Genomic DNA, 15547 nt, shown 5'->3' on the forward strand with positions numbered 1-15547 from the left:
GCCCGCCGTCAGGGGCGGGCGCCGCCGTGGGCGACGGTGGTCGCCAGTGCTCCTCAGGCGCGGGTCACAGACCCGCGGCCTCGCGCAGGGCGTCGGCCCGGTCCGTGGACTCCCAGGAGAAGCCCTCGCGGCCGAAGTGGCCGTAGGCGGCGGTCTCGGAGTAGATCGGGCGCAGCAGGTCGAGGTCGCGGATGATCGCGGCAGGACGCAGGTCGAAGACCTGGAGCACCGCTTCCTGGATCACGTCGACCGGCACCTTCTCGGTGCCGAACGTCTCGACGAACAGACCGACCGGCTGAGCCTTGCCGATGGCGTAGGCGACCTGGACCTCGCAGCGCTCGGCCAGACCGGCCGCGACGACGTTCTTGGCGACCCAGCGCATGGCGTAGGCGGCCGAACGGTCGACCTTGGACGGGTCCTTGCCCGAGAAGGCGCCGCCGCCGTGGCGGGCCATGCCGCCGTAGGTGTCGATGATGATCTTCCGGCCGGTGAGCCCGGCGTCGCCCATGGGGCCGCCGATCTCGAAGCGGCCGGTCGGGTTGACCAGCAGGCGGTAGCCCTCGGTCTCGATCTCCAGGTCGGCCAGCACCGGCTCGACCACGTGCTCGCGGATGTCGGGCGTCAGCATCTCCCGCAGGTCGATCTCCGGCGCGTGCTGCGTGGAGACGACGACGGTGTCGAGGCGGACCGGCCGGTCACCGTCGTACTCGATGGTGACCTGGGTCTTGCCGTCCGGGCGCAGGTACGGAACCGTGCCGTTCTTCCGCACCTCGGACAGGCGCCGGGCCATCCGGTGCGCGAGCTGGATCGGCAGCGGCATCAGCTCGGGGGTCTCACGGCAGGCGTAGCCGAACATCAGGCCCTGGTCGCCCGCGCCCTGGCGGTCGAAGTCGTCGGAGCCCTCGCCCTCGCGGTGCTCGTAGGCGTCGTCCACGCCCTGCGCGATGTCCGGCGACTGCGCTCCGATGGACACCGACACGCCGCAGGAGGCGCCGTCGAAGCCCTTGTGGGAGGCGTCGTAGCCGATCTCGAGGATCTTCTCGCGGATCAGGGCGGGGATGTCGACGTAGGTCTCCGTCGTCACCTCACCGGCGACGTGGACCTGGCCAGTAGTGATCAGCGTCTCGACGGCGACCCGGCTCTTGGGGTCGTCCTTGAGCATGGCGTCGAGAATCGCGTCACTGATCTGGTCGGCGATCTTGTCCGGGTGGCCCTCGGTGACCGACTCGGAGGTGAACAGGCGACGGGACAACTCAGGGCTCCTCATGCAGCGGCTGCTGACGTCCATGAGTGACCGGCGGTAGAGCCGAGCCCTACCGCGGCCACTCGATGCTCACGCGAGTCTAGCCCTAGGCGCTGCGGAGCCGCGAAGCCATCCGGGTTCGGGTCGTCCGCTATGCGGCCCGCGGAAACGACCCGCCACGTCCGCGGACGGCGGGTCAGAGGTCGGGCAGGGGGTCTCTGGGCAGGTCACCGGGCGAGAACGCCTCCGCGTCCGCCGCCGCCACCACGGCGGCGTACTCGTCGTCGACCTCCAGGGTCATGCCGCCGATTTCGATGCGGGGGCCCGACCCGAACTCGACCGGCCCGAGGCGGGTGCGGCGGGGGTAGCGGGCCCACACCCCCGACGGCTCGTCCCTGCTGAACATCTTGGTGGACAACAGGGTGATCGACCGGTCCGTCACCACGACGAGGAAACCGATCGTGGCGGGAGGCGGCAGGGCCACCGCGGGAAACACGTAGCGGATGTCCTCGCCGGGACCGAGCATCGCCCGGCAGCGCTCCCTGATCGTGGCGGACACCGGCATGGCGATCGCTCCCTCGACGCACGGCCTGTGGGGGGCGGGGCGGGCGCCCGCGCCGGCACCACGCGAAGGTCAGGCGAGACGCTGCGCCACCAAATCCCACACTACGTCGGCGAGATCCTCTTTGGGACCCCTCGGAATCTCCACGGATCCGCCCTCCGCCGTGAGGACGACGGCCGCGTTGTCCGGCGTGCCGAACGCCAGGTTCTCCCCGACCTGGTTCACCACGAGCAGGTCGCAGCCCTTGCGTTCGAGCTTGGCCCTGCCGTTGGCCAGGACGTCGTCGGTCTCCGCCGCGAATCCCACGATGACCCGGGGACGCGGCCCGCCCGCTCCGGCCTCCCTCGCGGCGTCCGAGCCGTTCCCGGCGTCGCGCCCGCGGCCCGCCGGCGCGTCGTGCGCCGGCGCGTCCCCCGCGGCGTACGCCTCCCGCCTGGCCCGGCGGGTCTCCCCCAGCTCGGCCAGGATGTCTGGATTTTTCACCAGATGGATTGGATCGGGCTCGGCGGACGACTTCTTGATCTTCGTTTCGCTCTGCCGTACGGGCCGGAAGTCCGCGACCGCGGCGGCCATCACGACCGCGTCGGCGTGCTCGGCCGCCGCCAGGACCGCGTCGCGCAACTGCCGCGCCGACTCCACCCGCACGACCTTCGCGCCCGCGGGATCGGGCAGCGTCACGTTCGCCGCCACGAGCGTGACCTCCGCGCCCCGGGCGACGGCCGTACGGGCCAGGGCGTATCCCTGCAGCCCTGAGGACCGGTTGCCGATGAAGCGCACGGGGTCGATCGCCTCGCGGGTGCCGCCCGCGGAGACGACGACGTGCCGGCCGGCCAGGTCATCGCGCCGGCCCGCCAGCACGCGGCGGCACACCTCGAAGATCTCGGCGGGGTCCGGCAGCCGCCCTGGACCGGTGTCGGCGCCGGTGAGCCTGCCGACGGCGGGCTCGATCACGATCGCGCCACGCTCGCGCAGTGTCGCCACGTTCGCCCGCGTGGCCGGGTGCTCCCACATCTCCGTGTGCATCGCGGGCGCGAACACCACCGGGCAGCGCGCCGTGAGCAGGGTGTTGGTGAGCAGGTCGTTGGCCATGCCGTGCGCGGCCCGCGCCAGCACGTCCGCCGTCGCGGGGGCGACGACCACCAGATCGGCGGACTGCCCGATGCGCACGTGCGGCACCTCGTGCACCGACTCCCACACCTCGGTGGTCACCGGATTGCCCGACAGCGCCGCCCAGGTCGGCTCGCCCACGAACCGCAGAGCGTCCCGGGTCGGCACGACGCGCACGTCGTGGCCCGACTCGGTGAACAGGCGGAGCAGCTCGCAGGACTTGTAGACCGCGATACCGGCGCTCACGCCCAGCACGACAGACGTCATCGACGGTGGCGCGCTCAGCCCTCGATGGGCTCGGAGGTGAGCAGGCCCTCGGAGACCTCGCGCAGGGCGATGGACAGCGGCTTCTCCTGGGCGTGGGTCTCCACGAGGGGCCCCACGTACTCCAGCAGGCCCTCGCCGAGCTGAGAGTAGTAGGCGTTGATCTGGCGCGCCCGCTTCGCACCCATGATCACAAGGCTGTACTTGCTGTCGACGATGTCGAGAAGCGCGTCGATCGACGGGTTGGTGATGCCTTCCGCGTAGGCGGAGCTGCTTGCCACGTCAGTGATTCCCCTAGCTAGGTGAGTTTCCCATCAAGGTTATCAGCCGGTGGCACACGTCCTTGACGGACGTGTTGACGATCGTGAGGTCGAACTCCTTCTCCGCCGCCAGCTCGATCCGGCCCATCTCCAGACGGCGGGCGATCACGTCGGGAGGTTCGGTGCCGCGGCCGCGCAGCCGCCGCTCCAGCTCCTCCCAGCTCGGCGGGGCCAGGAACACCAGCAGGGCATCGGGCATCGTCGTACGCACCTGCCTGGCGCCCTGCAGGTCGATCTCCAGCAGAGTGGGGACGCCCGCCGCCAGCTTCTCCAGCACCGGCCGCCTGGGCGTGCCGTACCGGTTGCCGGCGAACTCGGCCCACTCCAGAAGCTCGCCGGAGGCGACGAGCTCGTCGAACTCGTCGTTGCCGGCGAAGAAGTACTCCACGCCGTGCTGCTCCCCCGGACGGGGCTTCCTGGTTGTCACCGAGACCGACAGCCACACCTCTGGGTGGGACCGCCGGAGCTCGGCGACGACCGTGGACTTCCCCACACCCGACGGACCGGACAGGACCGTCAGGCGCGGGCGAGGCATGGAGTCACCGCCGCGTGTCCTGAACCCGCTGGTCGCGACTGCCTCTTGGGCCCGATCTCCAGCGGACCGGGACGTGTCGGTCACTCCGTACCCCCGTGAAACTCGCTCGTACGCCGCCGAGATCAGCTCTCGGCGCCGCCGAACTCACGCTCAAGGGAGGCGCGCTGGTTGGCGCCGAGACCCCGCACGCGGCGGGATTCGGCGATACCAAGGCGCTCCATGAGCTGCTTGGCGCGGACCTTGCCGACGCCAGGGAGCGACTCCAGCAGAGCCGAGACCTTCATCTTGCCGATGACGTCGTCGGTCTGCCCATCCTTCAGCACCTCAGCCAGAGAAACCGCGCCGTGCTTGAGCCGGTTCTTGACCTCGGCACGCTCCTTGCGTGCCTTGGCAGCCTTCTCAAGAGCTGCGGCGCGCTGCTCGGGGGTCAGGGGAGGAAGAGCCACGCCGGGTCACCTCGAATTTCTTGTCGATGTACTCGGACGGGAGGGGAAACTAGCTGGTCTTGGCCGTAACGGCAACGTCAAGGGCGGTTTCTCGGACTACAAAATTGATTTTACTACTTTTGGTATTGGAAAAGTCACTCTTCGTAGATCAAAACCGCCTCAGCAGGCCCGGAGCGGGATGACGCATGGTGACGGCGCCCGAGCCCGCCCGGAGCCCGCCGAGAGCCCGTTCAGGGGCTCACGCGGCGCAGCGCGGCGGCGATCCCGGCGGCCGCCGCGCCCGGGTCGGGCGCCCCGGTGATGGGCCGTCCGATCACGAGGAGGTCGGCCCCCTGCGCGATCGCGTCCTCCGGGGTGGCCACCCGGGCCTGGTCCTGGGTGTCGGCGCCGACGGGCCGTACGCCCGGGGTGATGAGCGTCACGTCCGGGCCGACCTCCGCGCGTACGGCGGCGACCTCCCTGGGCGAGCAGACGAGGGCCTGGGCGCCCGCGCCGACGGCCACGGCGGCCATACGGCGCACGACGTCCTCGGGGGGTCCCTGGATACCGATCTCGCGGAGATCGGCCTCGGAAAGCGACGTCAGGAGCGTCACGGCCGCGATCTGGGTGTTGGGGGCCGCCTCGACGGCCGCCCTGACCATGGCGTGCCCCCCGGCGGCGTGCACGGTGAGGTACGTCGGCTTGAGCCGGGCGACCGCCCGGGCCGCTGCGCCGACGGTGTTCGGGATGTCGTGCAGCTTGAGGTCCAGGAAGACCTGCACCCCGCTCGCGCCGCGCACCGAGGCGATCACGTCGGGCCCGTACCGCAGGTAGAGCTCCAGCCCCACCTTCACCGTGGAGACGTGCGGGGTGACCAGGCCGGCCCAGCGGGCCGCGGTCTCCAGGTCGGGCGCGTCCAGGGCGACGGCGATGGGAGCGGGCGTGGTCAAAGCGAACTCTCCTCGAGATCTGATCGCGAACGTGGTTGCGCGCCCGCCGGCCGGTGGGCCAGGCCCACGGCGTCGGCGAGCCGGTCGAACCCGCGCTCCTGCAGAAGCTCCTCAAGCTCTCTCAGGACGCGCGGGCAGGCGTAGGGGTCGTGGAACAGCGCCGTGCCCACGGCGACGGCGCAGGCGCCCGCCAGGACGAGCTCAAGGGCGTCCCTGCCGGTCGTCACGCCGCCCATGCCCACGATCGGCACTCCGGGCAGCGCGGCGTGGACCTGCCAGACGCAGCGCACCGCCAGGGGCCGTACGGCGGGGCCGGACAGGCCGCCGGTGCCGGCCGCGAGCGCGGGGCGCATCGTGTCCACGTCGATGCTCATCCCGACGGGGTTGTTGATCATCGCGAGGGCGTCGGCGCCGCCGTCCACGCAGGCGCGGGCGACCGCGACGATGTCCGCCACGTCCGGGGACAGCTTGGCGATCACCGGCACCTCGTACGGCGTGGCCGCGCGCACCGAGGCCACGACCTCGGCCGCAGCGGCCCCGTCACGGGCGAACACCCTGCCGCGGTCCTCGACGTTCGGGCACGACAGGTTGACCTCCACGGCGGTGATGCCCGCGACGCCGGCCAGGCGCCGCGCCAGCGCGGTGTACTCGGTCACGGTGCCGCCGCCGATCGACACGACGGTGCGGGCCCCGCGCTCGGCCAGCCAGGGCAGCTCGCGCTCCAGGAACGCCTCGACTCCGGGGCCCTGCAGGCCCACGGCGTTCAGCAGCCCGGAGGGGGTCTCGGCCATCCGCGGCGTCGGCCGTCCCGCGCGGGGGGCCATGGTGATCGACCGGGTGACGAACGCGCCCAGCCGGTGGACGTCGGAGAACTGGGCCAGCTCGCGGCCGGTCCCGCCGCAGCCGGAGGCGGTCAGCACCGGGTTGGGCAGCTCCACGTGGGCCAGGTAGGTCCGCAGGTCGGCGGTCACGGCCGCCTCCCCCGCCCCGGCTCAGGCATGCCGTCCGCCGGGCGCGCCGAGCGCGTCGAAGGGGATCGTCCCGACGTCGTCGAACCGCACCCGCTCGCCCCGGAACACCGGCCCCTCGGTGCAGGCGCGGACCATGCGGGTGACGCCGTCGTCGCCGATGACCGGCACCACGCACGTCATGCAGACGCCGATGCCACAGGCCATGGACTCCTCCACGGCCACCTGCACGGGGATGTCGAACTCGACGGCGACCGCCGTGACGCCGCGCAGCGTCTCCATCGGCCCGCACGCGTAGACCGCGTCGGCCCGCGCGTCGGCGATGACGCCGGGCAGCACGTCGGTCACCTTGCCGCGCATGCCCAGCGAGCCGTCCTCGGTCGTCAGCGTGGTCGTCTCGCCCATCCGGCGGGCCCGCAGCGCCCCGAAGACCCGGTCGGCCGACGGCGCCCCCAGCACGAAGTCGATGCGGCAGCCCCGCTGCTGCAGCGCGTCCCCCAGCGCGAACAGCGGCGCCGCGCCGTGCTCGTCGCCGACCAGTACGCAGGTGCAGGGGTCGCGGGGCAGGGGGAAGGGACGGCCGAGCGGTCCGACCAGGTCGAGCGTGTCGCGCGCCCGCAGGTCGGCGAGCCAGGCCGTCCCGGCACCGCGCACGCCGAAGACGAGCTCCACCGTGCCACCGTAGTCCGGCTTCACGTCGTGGATCGTGAAGGCCCGCCGGGTGAGCATCGAGGAGTTGCGGCCTCCGACGGCGACCGTGACGAAGTGGCCGGGCCGGAACCGGTCGGCGATGCCCGGCGCGACGACGGTGAGCGCATGGTAGGCGTCCACGCGGCGCGTCGTCAGCACCGTTCCCGTGACCTGAACCGGACTGCCGGCCACTCCCTTCCTCCCTGTTTCCGGCGCTCGCTCCGCTCGCGCGGCTCCGGGCGCCCTCCGCTTTCCCTGGGCTAGCTTCGCAGCCTCCTGGCGTGTTCCTGGAGAGAACACACGTCGATGTCGCCCCTGACGATGTGCTGGATGCCCTGCACGGCGGCCGCCAGGCCCTGGACGGTCGTGATGCAGGCGATGCCGCGGTTGACGGCGGCGGTGCGGATCTCGTACCCGTCCAGGCGCGGCCCGGACTGGCCGGGGCTGCCGAACGGAGTGTTCACGATGAGGTCCACCTCCCCGTCGAGGATGCGCCGCACGATCGTCGACTCGCCGTCGGGACCGGTGCCGTCGCTGTGCTTGCGCACGATCTTGGCACGTACGCCGTTACGGCGCAGCACCTCGGCGGTGCCCTCCGTGGCCAGGATCTCGAAGCCGAGATCCGCCAGCGCCTTCACGGGGAAGATCATGGCCCGCTTGTCCTTGTTCGCGACCGAGACGAACGCCCGTCCCTTGGTCGGCAGCGCGCCGTAGGCCGCCGACTGCGACTTCGCGAAGGCCGTGCCGAAGAACTCGTCGATGCCCATGACCTCGCCGGTCGAGCGCATCTCCGGCCCGAGGACGGTGTCCACGCCGCGGAACCGGTTGAACGGCAGCACCGCCTCCTTGACCGCGACCGGCGCGTCCAGCGGCAGCGTGCCGCCGTCGTAGTCGGCCGGCAGCATGCCCTCGGCGCGCAGCTCGGCGATCGTCGCGCCCAGCATCAGCCGCGCCGCCGCCTTGGCCAGCGGCACCGCCGTGGCCTTGGACACGAACGGCACCGTACGGCTGGCCCTGGGGTTGGCCTCCAGGACATACAGCACGTTGGCGGCCATCGCGTACTGGACGTTCAGCAGGCCGCGCACGCCCACGCCGCGGGCGATGGCCTCGGTGGCCGCGCGGATCCGCTTGATGTCGAAGCCGCCCAGCGTGATCGGCGGGAGGGCGCACGCCGAGTCGCCGGAGTGGATGCCGGCCTCCTCGATGTGCTCCATGACGCCGCCGAGGTACAGCTCCTCGCCGTCGAACAGCGCGTCCACGTCGATCTCGATGGCGTCGTCGAGGAACCGGTCGATCAGCACCGGGTGCTCGGAGGCCGCCCTCTCCATGTACGCCCCGAGGGTGTCCTCGTCGTACACGATGGCCATGCCGGCGCCGCCGAGCACGTACGACGGCCGCACGAGCACCGGGTAGCCGATCTCCTCGGCGACCGCCCGCGCCTCCTCCACGGTCGTCGCGGTGCCGTGCCTGGGCGCGGGCAGCCCGGCCTCGGCGAGGACCTGCCCGAACGCGCCCCGGTCCTCGGCGAGGTGGATCGACTCGGGCGAGGTGCCGACCACGGGCACCCCCGCGTCCTTGAGCGCCTGGGCGAGCCCGAGCGGCGTCTGGCCGCCGAGCTGCACGATGACGCCGACGACCGGCCCGGTCTCCTGCTCGGCGTGCACGACCTCCAGGACGTCCTCCAGCGTGAGCGGCTCGAAGTAGAGCCGGTCGGAGGTGTCGTAGTCGGTCGAGACGGTCTCGGGGTTGCAGTTGACCATCACGGTCTCGTAGCCGGCCTTGGCCAGCTCGAACGACGCGTGCACGCAGGCGTAGTCGAACTCGATGCCCTGGCCGATGCGGTTGGGCCCGCTGCCGAGGATGATCACCTTGGGCCGGTCCCCCACCGGCACCTCGGTCTCCTCGTCGTAGGTCGAGTAGAGGTACGGCGTGCGCGCGGCGAACTCGGCGGCGCAGGTGTCCACGGTGTTGTAGACGGGCCTGATGCCGAACTCGTGGCGCTTGGCCCGCACCTCGGGCTCCGCCACGCCCAGGATCTCGGCGATCTGCGCGTCGCTGAAGCCGTGCCGCTTGGCCAGGTCGAGGGTGGGCCGGTCGAGCGCGGTGATCGACCGGGCGACCTCGTCGATCGCGAAGAGCTGGTCGACGAACCACGGGTCGACCGACGTGGCCTCGTGGACCTGCTCGGGGGTCGCGCCCGCCCTGATGGCCTGCTGCATGGTGCGCAGCCGTCCGTCGTGCGGCTTGCGGCAGGCCTCCAGGAGCTCGTCCAGGTCCCCGGGCTCGCCCGCCCAGCTGAACGACGACCCCTTCTTCTCCAGCGACCGCAGCGCCTTCTGCAGCGCCTCGGGGAAGGAGCGGCCGATCGCCATCGCCTCGCCGACCGACTTCATGTGGGTGGTCAGCGTCTCGTCGGCCCCGGCGAACTTCTCGAACGCGAACCTCGGCACCTTGACCACGATGTAGTCGAGCGCCGGCTCGAACGACGCCGGGGTCTCCTTGGTGATGTCGTTGGGGATCTCGTCGAGCGTGTAGCCGATCGCGAGCTTGGCGGCGATCTTGGCGATCGGGAAGCCGGTGGCCTTCGACGCCAGCGCCGACGACCGCGACACGCGCGGGTTCATCTCGATGACGATCATCCGGCCGGTCTGCGGGTCGACCGCGAACTGGATGTTGCAGCCGCCGGTGTCCACGCCGACCTCGCGGATGACCGCGATCGCGACGTCGCGCATGTTCTGGTACTCGCGGTCGGTCAGCGTCAGCGCGGGTGCCACCGTCACGCTGTCTCCGGTGTGGACGCCCATCGGGTCGATGTTCTCGATGGAGCAGACGATGACCACGTTGTCGTTGCGGTCCCGCATGACCTCCAGCTCGTACTCCTTCCAGCCGAGGATCGACTCCTCCAGGAGCACCTCGGTGGTCGGGGACGCGTCGAGGCCGGCGCCGGCGATGCGGCGCAGCTCCTGCTCGTCGTGGGCGAAGCCGGAGCCCGCGCCGCCCATGGTGAAGCTCGGGCGGACGACGAGCGGGTAGCCCAGCTCGCCGGCCGCGCGCAGGCACTCGTCCATGGTGTGGCAGATCACGCTGCGCGCCGACTCGGCGTTGAGGCCGTGCTCGGCGGCGACCTTGGCGACGATCTCCTTGAACCGCTCGCGGTTCTCCCCCGCCTGGATGGCGTCGATGTCGGCGCCGATCAGCTCGACGCCGTACTTGTCGAGCACGCCCGCCTCGTGCAGCGCCACCGCGGTGTTGAGCGCCGTCTGGCCGCCCAGCGTGGGCAGCAGCGCGTCGGGCCGCTCCTTGGCGATGATCTTTTCGACGATGTCCGGCGTGATCGGCTCGACGTAGGTGGCGTCGGCGAACTCCGGGTCCGTCATGATCGTGGCGGGGTTGCTGTTGACGAGGATGACCCGGAAGCCCTCGCTGCGCAGGACGCGGCAGGCCTGGGTGCCGGAGTAGTCGAACTCACACGCCTGTCCGATGACGATCGGGCCGGAGCCGATCACCATGACGGACCTGATGTCCGTACGCTTAGGCACCCTTGGCCCCCTTCTTGTCCATCAGCTCGCAGAACTCGTCGAACAGGTAGGCGGCGTCGTGCGGGCCCGCGGCCGCCTCGGGGTGGTACTGCACGCTGAACGCGGGGCGGTCCAGCAGGCGCAGCCCCTCCACGCAGTCGTCGTTGAGGTTGACGTGGCTCACCTCGGCCGCGCCGTACGGCGTCTCGAAGGGCCCGTCGAGCGGCGCCCGCACGGCGAAGCCGTGGTTGTGCGCGGAGATCTCGACCTTGCCGGTCCTGCGGTCCTGCACCGGCTGGTTCACCCCGCGGTGGCCGTACCGCAGCTTGTAGGTGCCGAGGCCGAGCGCCCGGCCGAGGATCTGGTTGCCGAAGCAGATGCCGAAGAACGGCACGCTCTCATCCAGCACCTCGCGCAGGGACTCGACCGCGTACCCGGCCGCGGCGGGGTCGCCGGGGCCGTTGGAGAAGAAGACGCCGTCGGGGTCGAGGGCGAGGATGTCGGCCGCCTTGGCGGTCGCGGGCAGCACGTGCACCTCGCAGCCCCGCTCGGACATCCGCTGCGGCGTCATGGCCTTGATGCCGAGGTCGACCGCGGCGACGGTGAAGCGCTTGCGCCCGACCGCCGGCACGACGTACGGCTCCGGTGTGCTGACCTCGCGGGCCAGGTCGGCGCCCTCCATGCCGGGCGAGCGCCGCACCCGCTCCACCAGGTCGGCGATCTCGCCGCCCTCGCTGAAGATGCCCGCGCGCATCGCGCCGCGCTCGCGCAGGTGGCGGGTGAGGGCGCGGGTGCCGGGCATCGCGATGCCGACCACGCCCTGGTCGCGCAGGTAGTCGTCGAGTGTCCTGCGGGAGCGCCAGTTCGACGGGATCCTGGACGGCTCGCGCACCACGTAGCCCGCGACCCAGACCCTGCGGGACTCGGGGTCCTCGTCGTTGACACCGGTGTTGCCGATGTGCGGGGCGGTCATCGCCACGATCTGGCGGTGGTAGGAGGGGTCGGTCAGCGTCTCCTGGTAGCCGGTCATGCCGGTGTTGAAGACCATCTCGCCGAACGTCTCGCCCACGGCGCCGTACGGCGTTCCCTCGAAGACGCGTCCGTCCTCGAGCACGAGCAGGGCTGTCATACGAGCTTCCCTTCGAGAACGGTGGGACGGCCGCGCAGGAACGTGGCGACGACGCGGCCGGGCAGGGTCAGCCCCTCGTAGGGGGTGTTGCGGCTCTTCGACGCCATCGCGGCAGGGTCCACGGGCTGCCGGACCGACGGGTCGTACAGCGTGATGTTGCCGGGGGCGCCCGGCTCGATCGGGCGGCCGTGCCCGGCCAGGCGGCCGATCCTGGCCGGCCGGGCGGACATGCGGTCGGCGACGCCGGCCCAGTCGAGCAGCCCGGTCTCGACCATGGCCTCCTGGACCACGGACAGGGCCGTCTCCAGGCCGATCATGCCCATGGCCGCCGCGGCCCACTCGGTCTCCTTGTCCTCGACCGGGTGGGGCGCGTGGTCGGTGGCCACGCAGTCGATCGTGCCGTCGGCCAGCGCCTCGCGCAGCGCCCGCACGTCCTCGTCGGTGCGCAGCGGCGGGTTCACCTTGTAGATCGGGTTGTACGGCCCGAGCGGCGAGCTCTCCGCGCAGGAGTCGGTCAGCAGCAGGTGGTGCGGGGTGACCTCGGCGGTCACGTCCCAGCCCTTCGACTTGGCCCAGCGGATGATCTCGACGGAGCCCGCGGTGGAGACGTGGCAGACGTGCAGCCGGGAGCCGACGTGCGCGGCGAGCAGGCAGTCGCGCGCGATGATCGCCTCCTCGGCGACCGCCGGCCAGCCGGTCAGGCCGAGCCTGGCCGACACCTCGCCCTCGTTGAGCTGGGCGCCCTCGGTCAGCCTGGGCTCCTGGGCGTGCTGGGCGACGACGCCGTCGAACGCCTTGACGTACTCCAGCGCCCGGCGCATCAGCACGGCGTCGGAGACGCACTTGCCGTCGTCGGAGAAGACCCGCACGCGGGCCGCGGAGTCGGCCATCGCGCCGAGCTCGGCGAGCTGGCGGCCCTCAAGGCCGGAGGTCACCGCGCCCACGGGCTGCACGTCGCAGTGGCCGTATTCCTGGCCGAGCCGCCAGACCTGCTCCACCACGCCGGCGGTGTCGGCCACCGGGGAGGTGTTGGCCATGGCGTGGACGGCGGTGTAGCCGCCGCGCGCCGCGGCCTGGGTGCCGGTCTCGACGGTCTCGGCGTCCTCCCGGCCGGGCTCGCGCAGGTGGGTGTGCAGGTCGACCAGGCCGGGCAGGGCGACCAGCCCGTCGGCGTCGACCGTCTGGCCGGCCTTCGCGCCCGCGAGGTCGCCGGTCTCGGCCACGACGCCGTCGCGCAGCAGGATGTCGCTCGGGGCGCCGCCCAGGATCCGGGCGCCCCTGATGAGGATGGTGGTCACAGTCCCCTCGTGAAGGTCGTACGTGCTCATTCGGCGCCTCCGATCGCGGGCTCGGAACCGCCGAGCAGCAGGTAGAGGACGGCCATCCGGACCGTCACGCCGTTGGCGACCTGCTCGACGATCGTCGAGCGCGGCGAGTCGGCGACCTCCGCGGAGATCTCCATGCCGCGGTTCATCGGGCCGGGGTGCATGACGATGGCGTCGTCGTGCAGGCGGGCGAAGCGGTCGCGGTCGAGGCCGTAGCGGCGGCTGTACTCCCGTGCCGAGGGGAAGTAGGCCGCGTTCATCCGCTCCAGCTGGACCCGCAGCATCATCACGACGTCCGACTTGGGCAGCACGGCGTCGAGGTCGTACGAGATCTGGCAGGGCCAGGTCTCGACCGCCACCGGCAGCAGGGTCGGCGGCGCGACCAGCGTCACCTCCGCGCCGAGCGTGTGCAGCAGCAGCACGTTGGACCGGGCGACCCGGCTGTGCAGCACGTCGCCCACGACGGCGACCTTCAGGCCCTCCAGCCGGCCCAGCCGGCGGCGGATGCTGAAGGCGTCGAGCAGCGCCTGGGTGGGGTGCTCGTGGGTGCCGTCCCCGGCGTTGACCACGCTGCCGCGCACCCAGGTGGCCAGGCGATGCGGCGCGCCCGAGGCGCTGTGCCGGATCACCACGGCGTCGGCGCCCATGGCCTCCAGGGTGAGCGCGGTGTCCTTCAGCGACTCGCCCTTGGACACGCTCGACCCCTTGGCCGAGAAATTGATCACATCGGCCGACAGGCGCTTGGCCGCGGCCTCGAAGGAGATGCGGGTCCGGGTGGAGTCCTCGAAGAAGAGGTTCACCACCGTGCGGCCGCGCAGCGTCGGCAGCTTCTTGATGGACCGCTGCGAGACCCGCGCCAGCTCCTCGGCCGTGTCGAGGATGAGGAGCGCGTCGTCGCGGGTGAGGTCGCCGGTCGAGATCAGGTGACGCTTCATCGGTCGTCCTCCTTGATGAGCACGACCGCGTCGCGCCCGTCCGTCTCCTCCAGGAAGACCTTGACCTTCTCGCTCTTGGAGGTCGGCAGGTTCTTGCCGACGTAGTCGGCGCGGATCGGCAGCTCCCGGTGGCCGCGGTCCACGAGCGTGGCGAGCTGGACGGCCCTGGGCCTGCCCACGTCGTTCAGCGCGTCGAGCGCGGCGCGCACGGTGCGGCCGGAGTAGAGGACGTCGTCCACGAGGACGACGGTCCTGCCGTCCACGCCGTCCGGGGGCAGTTCGGTGCGGCCGAGCGGGCGCGCGGGCCGCAGGCGAAGGTCGTCGCGGTACATCGTGACGTCGATGGCGCCGACGGGGACCTTGATCCCCTCGAACTGCGCGATGCGCCCGGCGATGCGGTGCGCGAGGGTGGCGCCGCGGGTGGGGATGCCGAGCAGGACGACGCTCTCCGCGCCTCTGGTGCGTTCGAGGATCTCGTGCGCGATCCGGGTGAGCGCCCGATGGATGTCGGGCCCCTCCAGGACGGCACGGGCCTGATTTTGGGCATCAGACATGAAAAAGTCACCACCTTTCCCGCCTCACGGGACGGGTCTTAAAAGGGTGTCGGGTCTGCTTAGAGTATCAGGGCCGTCTGCGAACCCCCCTCCCGCCAGGGGTGATGCCCAGGAGGGACCGTCCGCCCCCGGCGTGACGGAGTCGCGCCGGGCCCGTTCCCGGGGCGGGCGAGGGGCGTGCCGGGGATCGGAAGCCGCATCGCACCGGGTGTCGGTGATTTCGGTGAGAGCACTGTTTGGCGCTCTTTTTTCCAATCAGCTTGACCTTTGGGAGTGTCGGCTTTACCGTCACTGTCCGTAACCACAACACGCGACCTTCCTGGGTAAAACCCGACGCAGCGGTCACCGAAGGTGCCGGGCACGGCACCAGCCCCGGTGTTCGGAACGCTTAGGACAAGGACGCACAATCAAGTGAGAAGAGACATAGAAAGCCGGGGGCCACACGATGCCGTCTGACTACGCCAAGTCGCTGGGCGCGCGCCTGCGCGCCATCCGGACCCAGCAGGGGCTGTCCCTGCACGGTGTGGAAGAGAAGTCCCGTGGGCGGTGGAAGGCCGTCGTCGTGGGCTCCTACGAGCGGGGCGACCGCGCGGTGACCGTGCAGAAGCTCGCCGAGCTCGCGGATTTCTACGGAGTGCCGGTGTCGGAGCTTCTTCCGGGCGGAGCCGCCCCCAGCCCTCTTGCGCCCGCTCCCAAGCTGGTCATCGACCTGGAGCGGCTGTCCCAGCTGCCGAAGGACAAGGCCGGCCCGCTTGCCCGTTACGCCGCCACCATCCAGAGCCAGCGCGGCGACTACAACGGCAAGGTGCTGTCCATCCGGCAGGAGGACCTGCGCTCACTCGCGGTCATCTACGACAAGTCGCCGGTCGAGCTGACCGAGGAGTTCATCCACTGGGGCGTGCTCGACGCGGAGGCCCGCCGCGCCGTCGAGTCCTTCTGACCTCCCACCCGGTTCGTACGCGGCTCCCCGTGACGATGTCCGGCCTCCGGCCCACGTCGTGTCAGACACCCTCTCGTCACGG

Annotated in this window: 15 protein-coding genes; 1 reads left to right on the forward strand and 14 read right to left on the reverse strand. The window is 71.4% G+C overall.

Going from position 1 to position 15547, the window contains the following annotated elements; translation table 11 throughout:
* Positions 1-64: 64 nt before the first annotated feature.
* From metK to pyrR, 14 genes are all read right to left on the reverse strand, one after another.
* Complete coding sequence (metK, locus tag Msi02_RS01735) at positions 65-1252, reverse strand: methionine adenosyltransferase (RefSeq protein ID WP_204046761.1); 1188 nt, start codon at positions 1250-1252, stop codon at positions 65-67.
* A 187-nt stretch (positions 1253-1439) separates the two neighbouring features.
* On the reverse strand, positions 1440-1808 hold the full coding sequence (locus Msi02_RS01740; RefSeq protein WP_079320031.1) for a hypothetical protein: 369 nt from the start codon (positions 1806-1808) through the stop codon (positions 1440-1442).
* Positions 1809-1877: 69 nt separating this feature from the next.
* Entirely contained in the window at positions 1878-3179 is a 1302-nt protein-coding gene (coaBC, locus tag Msi02_RS01745; RefSeq protein ID WP_204046762.1) for a bifunctional phosphopantothenoylcysteine decarboxylase/phosphopantothenate--cysteine ligase CoaBC, read from the reverse strand.
* A gap of 14 nt (positions 3180-3193) precedes the next feature.
* Positions 3194-3457 (reverse strand): DNA-directed RNA polymerase subunit omega, encoded by a 264-nt coding sequence (gene rpoZ / locus Msi02_RS01750; protein ID WP_030508986.1) that lies wholly within the window; start codon positions 3455-3457, stop codon positions 3194-3196.
* 13 nt (positions 3458-3470) lie between these two features.
* Positions 3471-4031 (reverse strand): guanylate kinase, encoded by a 561-nt coding sequence (gene gmk / locus Msi02_RS01755; protein WP_079320029.1) that lies wholly within the window; start codon positions 4029-4031, stop codon positions 3471-3473.
* A 122-nt stretch (positions 4032-4153) separates the two neighbouring features.
* On the reverse strand, positions 4154-4477 hold the full coding sequence (gene mihF, locus Msi02_RS01760; RefSeq protein WP_030450375.1) for an integration host factor, actinobacterial type: 324 nt from the start codon (positions 4475-4477) through the stop codon (positions 4154-4156).
* A 230-nt stretch (positions 4478-4707) separates the two neighbouring features.
* Positions 4708-5406 (reverse strand): orotidine-5'-phosphate decarboxylase, encoded by a 699-nt coding sequence (gene pyrF, locus Msi02_RS01765; RefSeq protein WP_204046763.1) that lies wholly within the window; start codon positions 5404-5406, stop codon positions 4708-4710.
* Complete coding sequence (locus Msi02_RS01770) at positions 5403-6377, reverse strand: dihydroorotate dehydrogenase (RefSeq protein ID WP_204046764.1); 975 nt, start codon at positions 6375-6377, stop codon at positions 5403-5405. The genes pyrF and Msi02_RS01770 overlap by 4 nt, the downstream gene beginning before the upstream one ends.
* A 21-nt stretch (positions 6378-6398) precedes the next feature.
* The gene (locus Msi02_RS01775; protein ID WP_204046765.1) at positions 6399-7256 is read right to left on the reverse strand and encodes a dihydroorotate dehydrogenase electron transfer subunit; all 858 of its coding nucleotides are present in this window, start codon (positions 7254-7256) and stop codon (positions 6399-6401) included.
* Between the two features lie 68 nt (positions 7257-7324).
* Complete coding sequence (gene carB / locus Msi02_RS01780) at positions 7325-10603, reverse strand: carbamoyl-phosphate synthase large subunit (protein WP_204046766.1); 3279 nt, start codon at positions 10601-10603, stop codon at positions 7325-7327.
* The gene (carA, locus tag Msi02_RS01785; RefSeq protein ID WP_204046767.1) at positions 10596-11711 is read right to left on the reverse strand and encodes a glutamine-hydrolyzing carbamoyl-phosphate synthase small subunit; all 1116 of its coding nucleotides are present in this window, start codon (positions 11709-11711) and stop codon (positions 10596-10598) included. The genes carB and carA overlap by 8 nt, the downstream gene beginning before the upstream one ends.
* A complete protein-coding gene (locus Msi02_RS01790) occupies positions 11708-13039 on the reverse strand; it encodes a dihydroorotase (RefSeq protein ID WP_239108027.1) in 1332 nt (443 codons plus the stop codon). The genes carA and Msi02_RS01790 overlap by 4 nt, the downstream gene beginning before the upstream one ends.
* Entirely contained in the window at positions 13036-13971 is a 936-nt protein-coding gene (locus tag Msi02_RS01795; RefSeq protein WP_079320024.1) for an aspartate carbamoyltransferase catalytic subunit, read from the reverse strand. The genes Msi02_RS01790 and Msi02_RS01795 overlap by 4 nt, the downstream gene beginning before the upstream one ends.
* Entirely contained in the window at positions 13968-14525 is a 558-nt protein-coding gene (gene pyrR, locus Msi02_RS01800; RefSeq protein WP_079320023.1) for a bifunctional pyr operon transcriptional regulator/uracil phosphoribosyltransferase PyrR, read from the reverse strand. Before pyrR ends, Msi02_RS01795 begins: the two co-directional genes overlap by 4 nt.
* Positions 14526-14970: 445 nt before the next feature.
* On the opposite strand from pyrR, the gene bldD reads away from it, so the two are divergent.
* Positions 14971-15465, forward strand: coding sequence for a transcriptional regulator BldD (gene bldD, locus Msi02_RS01805; protein ID WP_030508976.1), 495 nt, complete (start codon positions 14971-14973; stop codon positions 15463-15465).
* Positions 15466-15547: the final 82 nt, after the last annotated feature.

It is taken from the genome of Microbispora siamensis, assembly GCF_016863095.1.
Classification (GTDB): Bacteria; Actinomycetota; Actinomycetes; order Streptosporangiales; family Streptosporangiaceae; genus Microbispora; species Microbispora siamensis.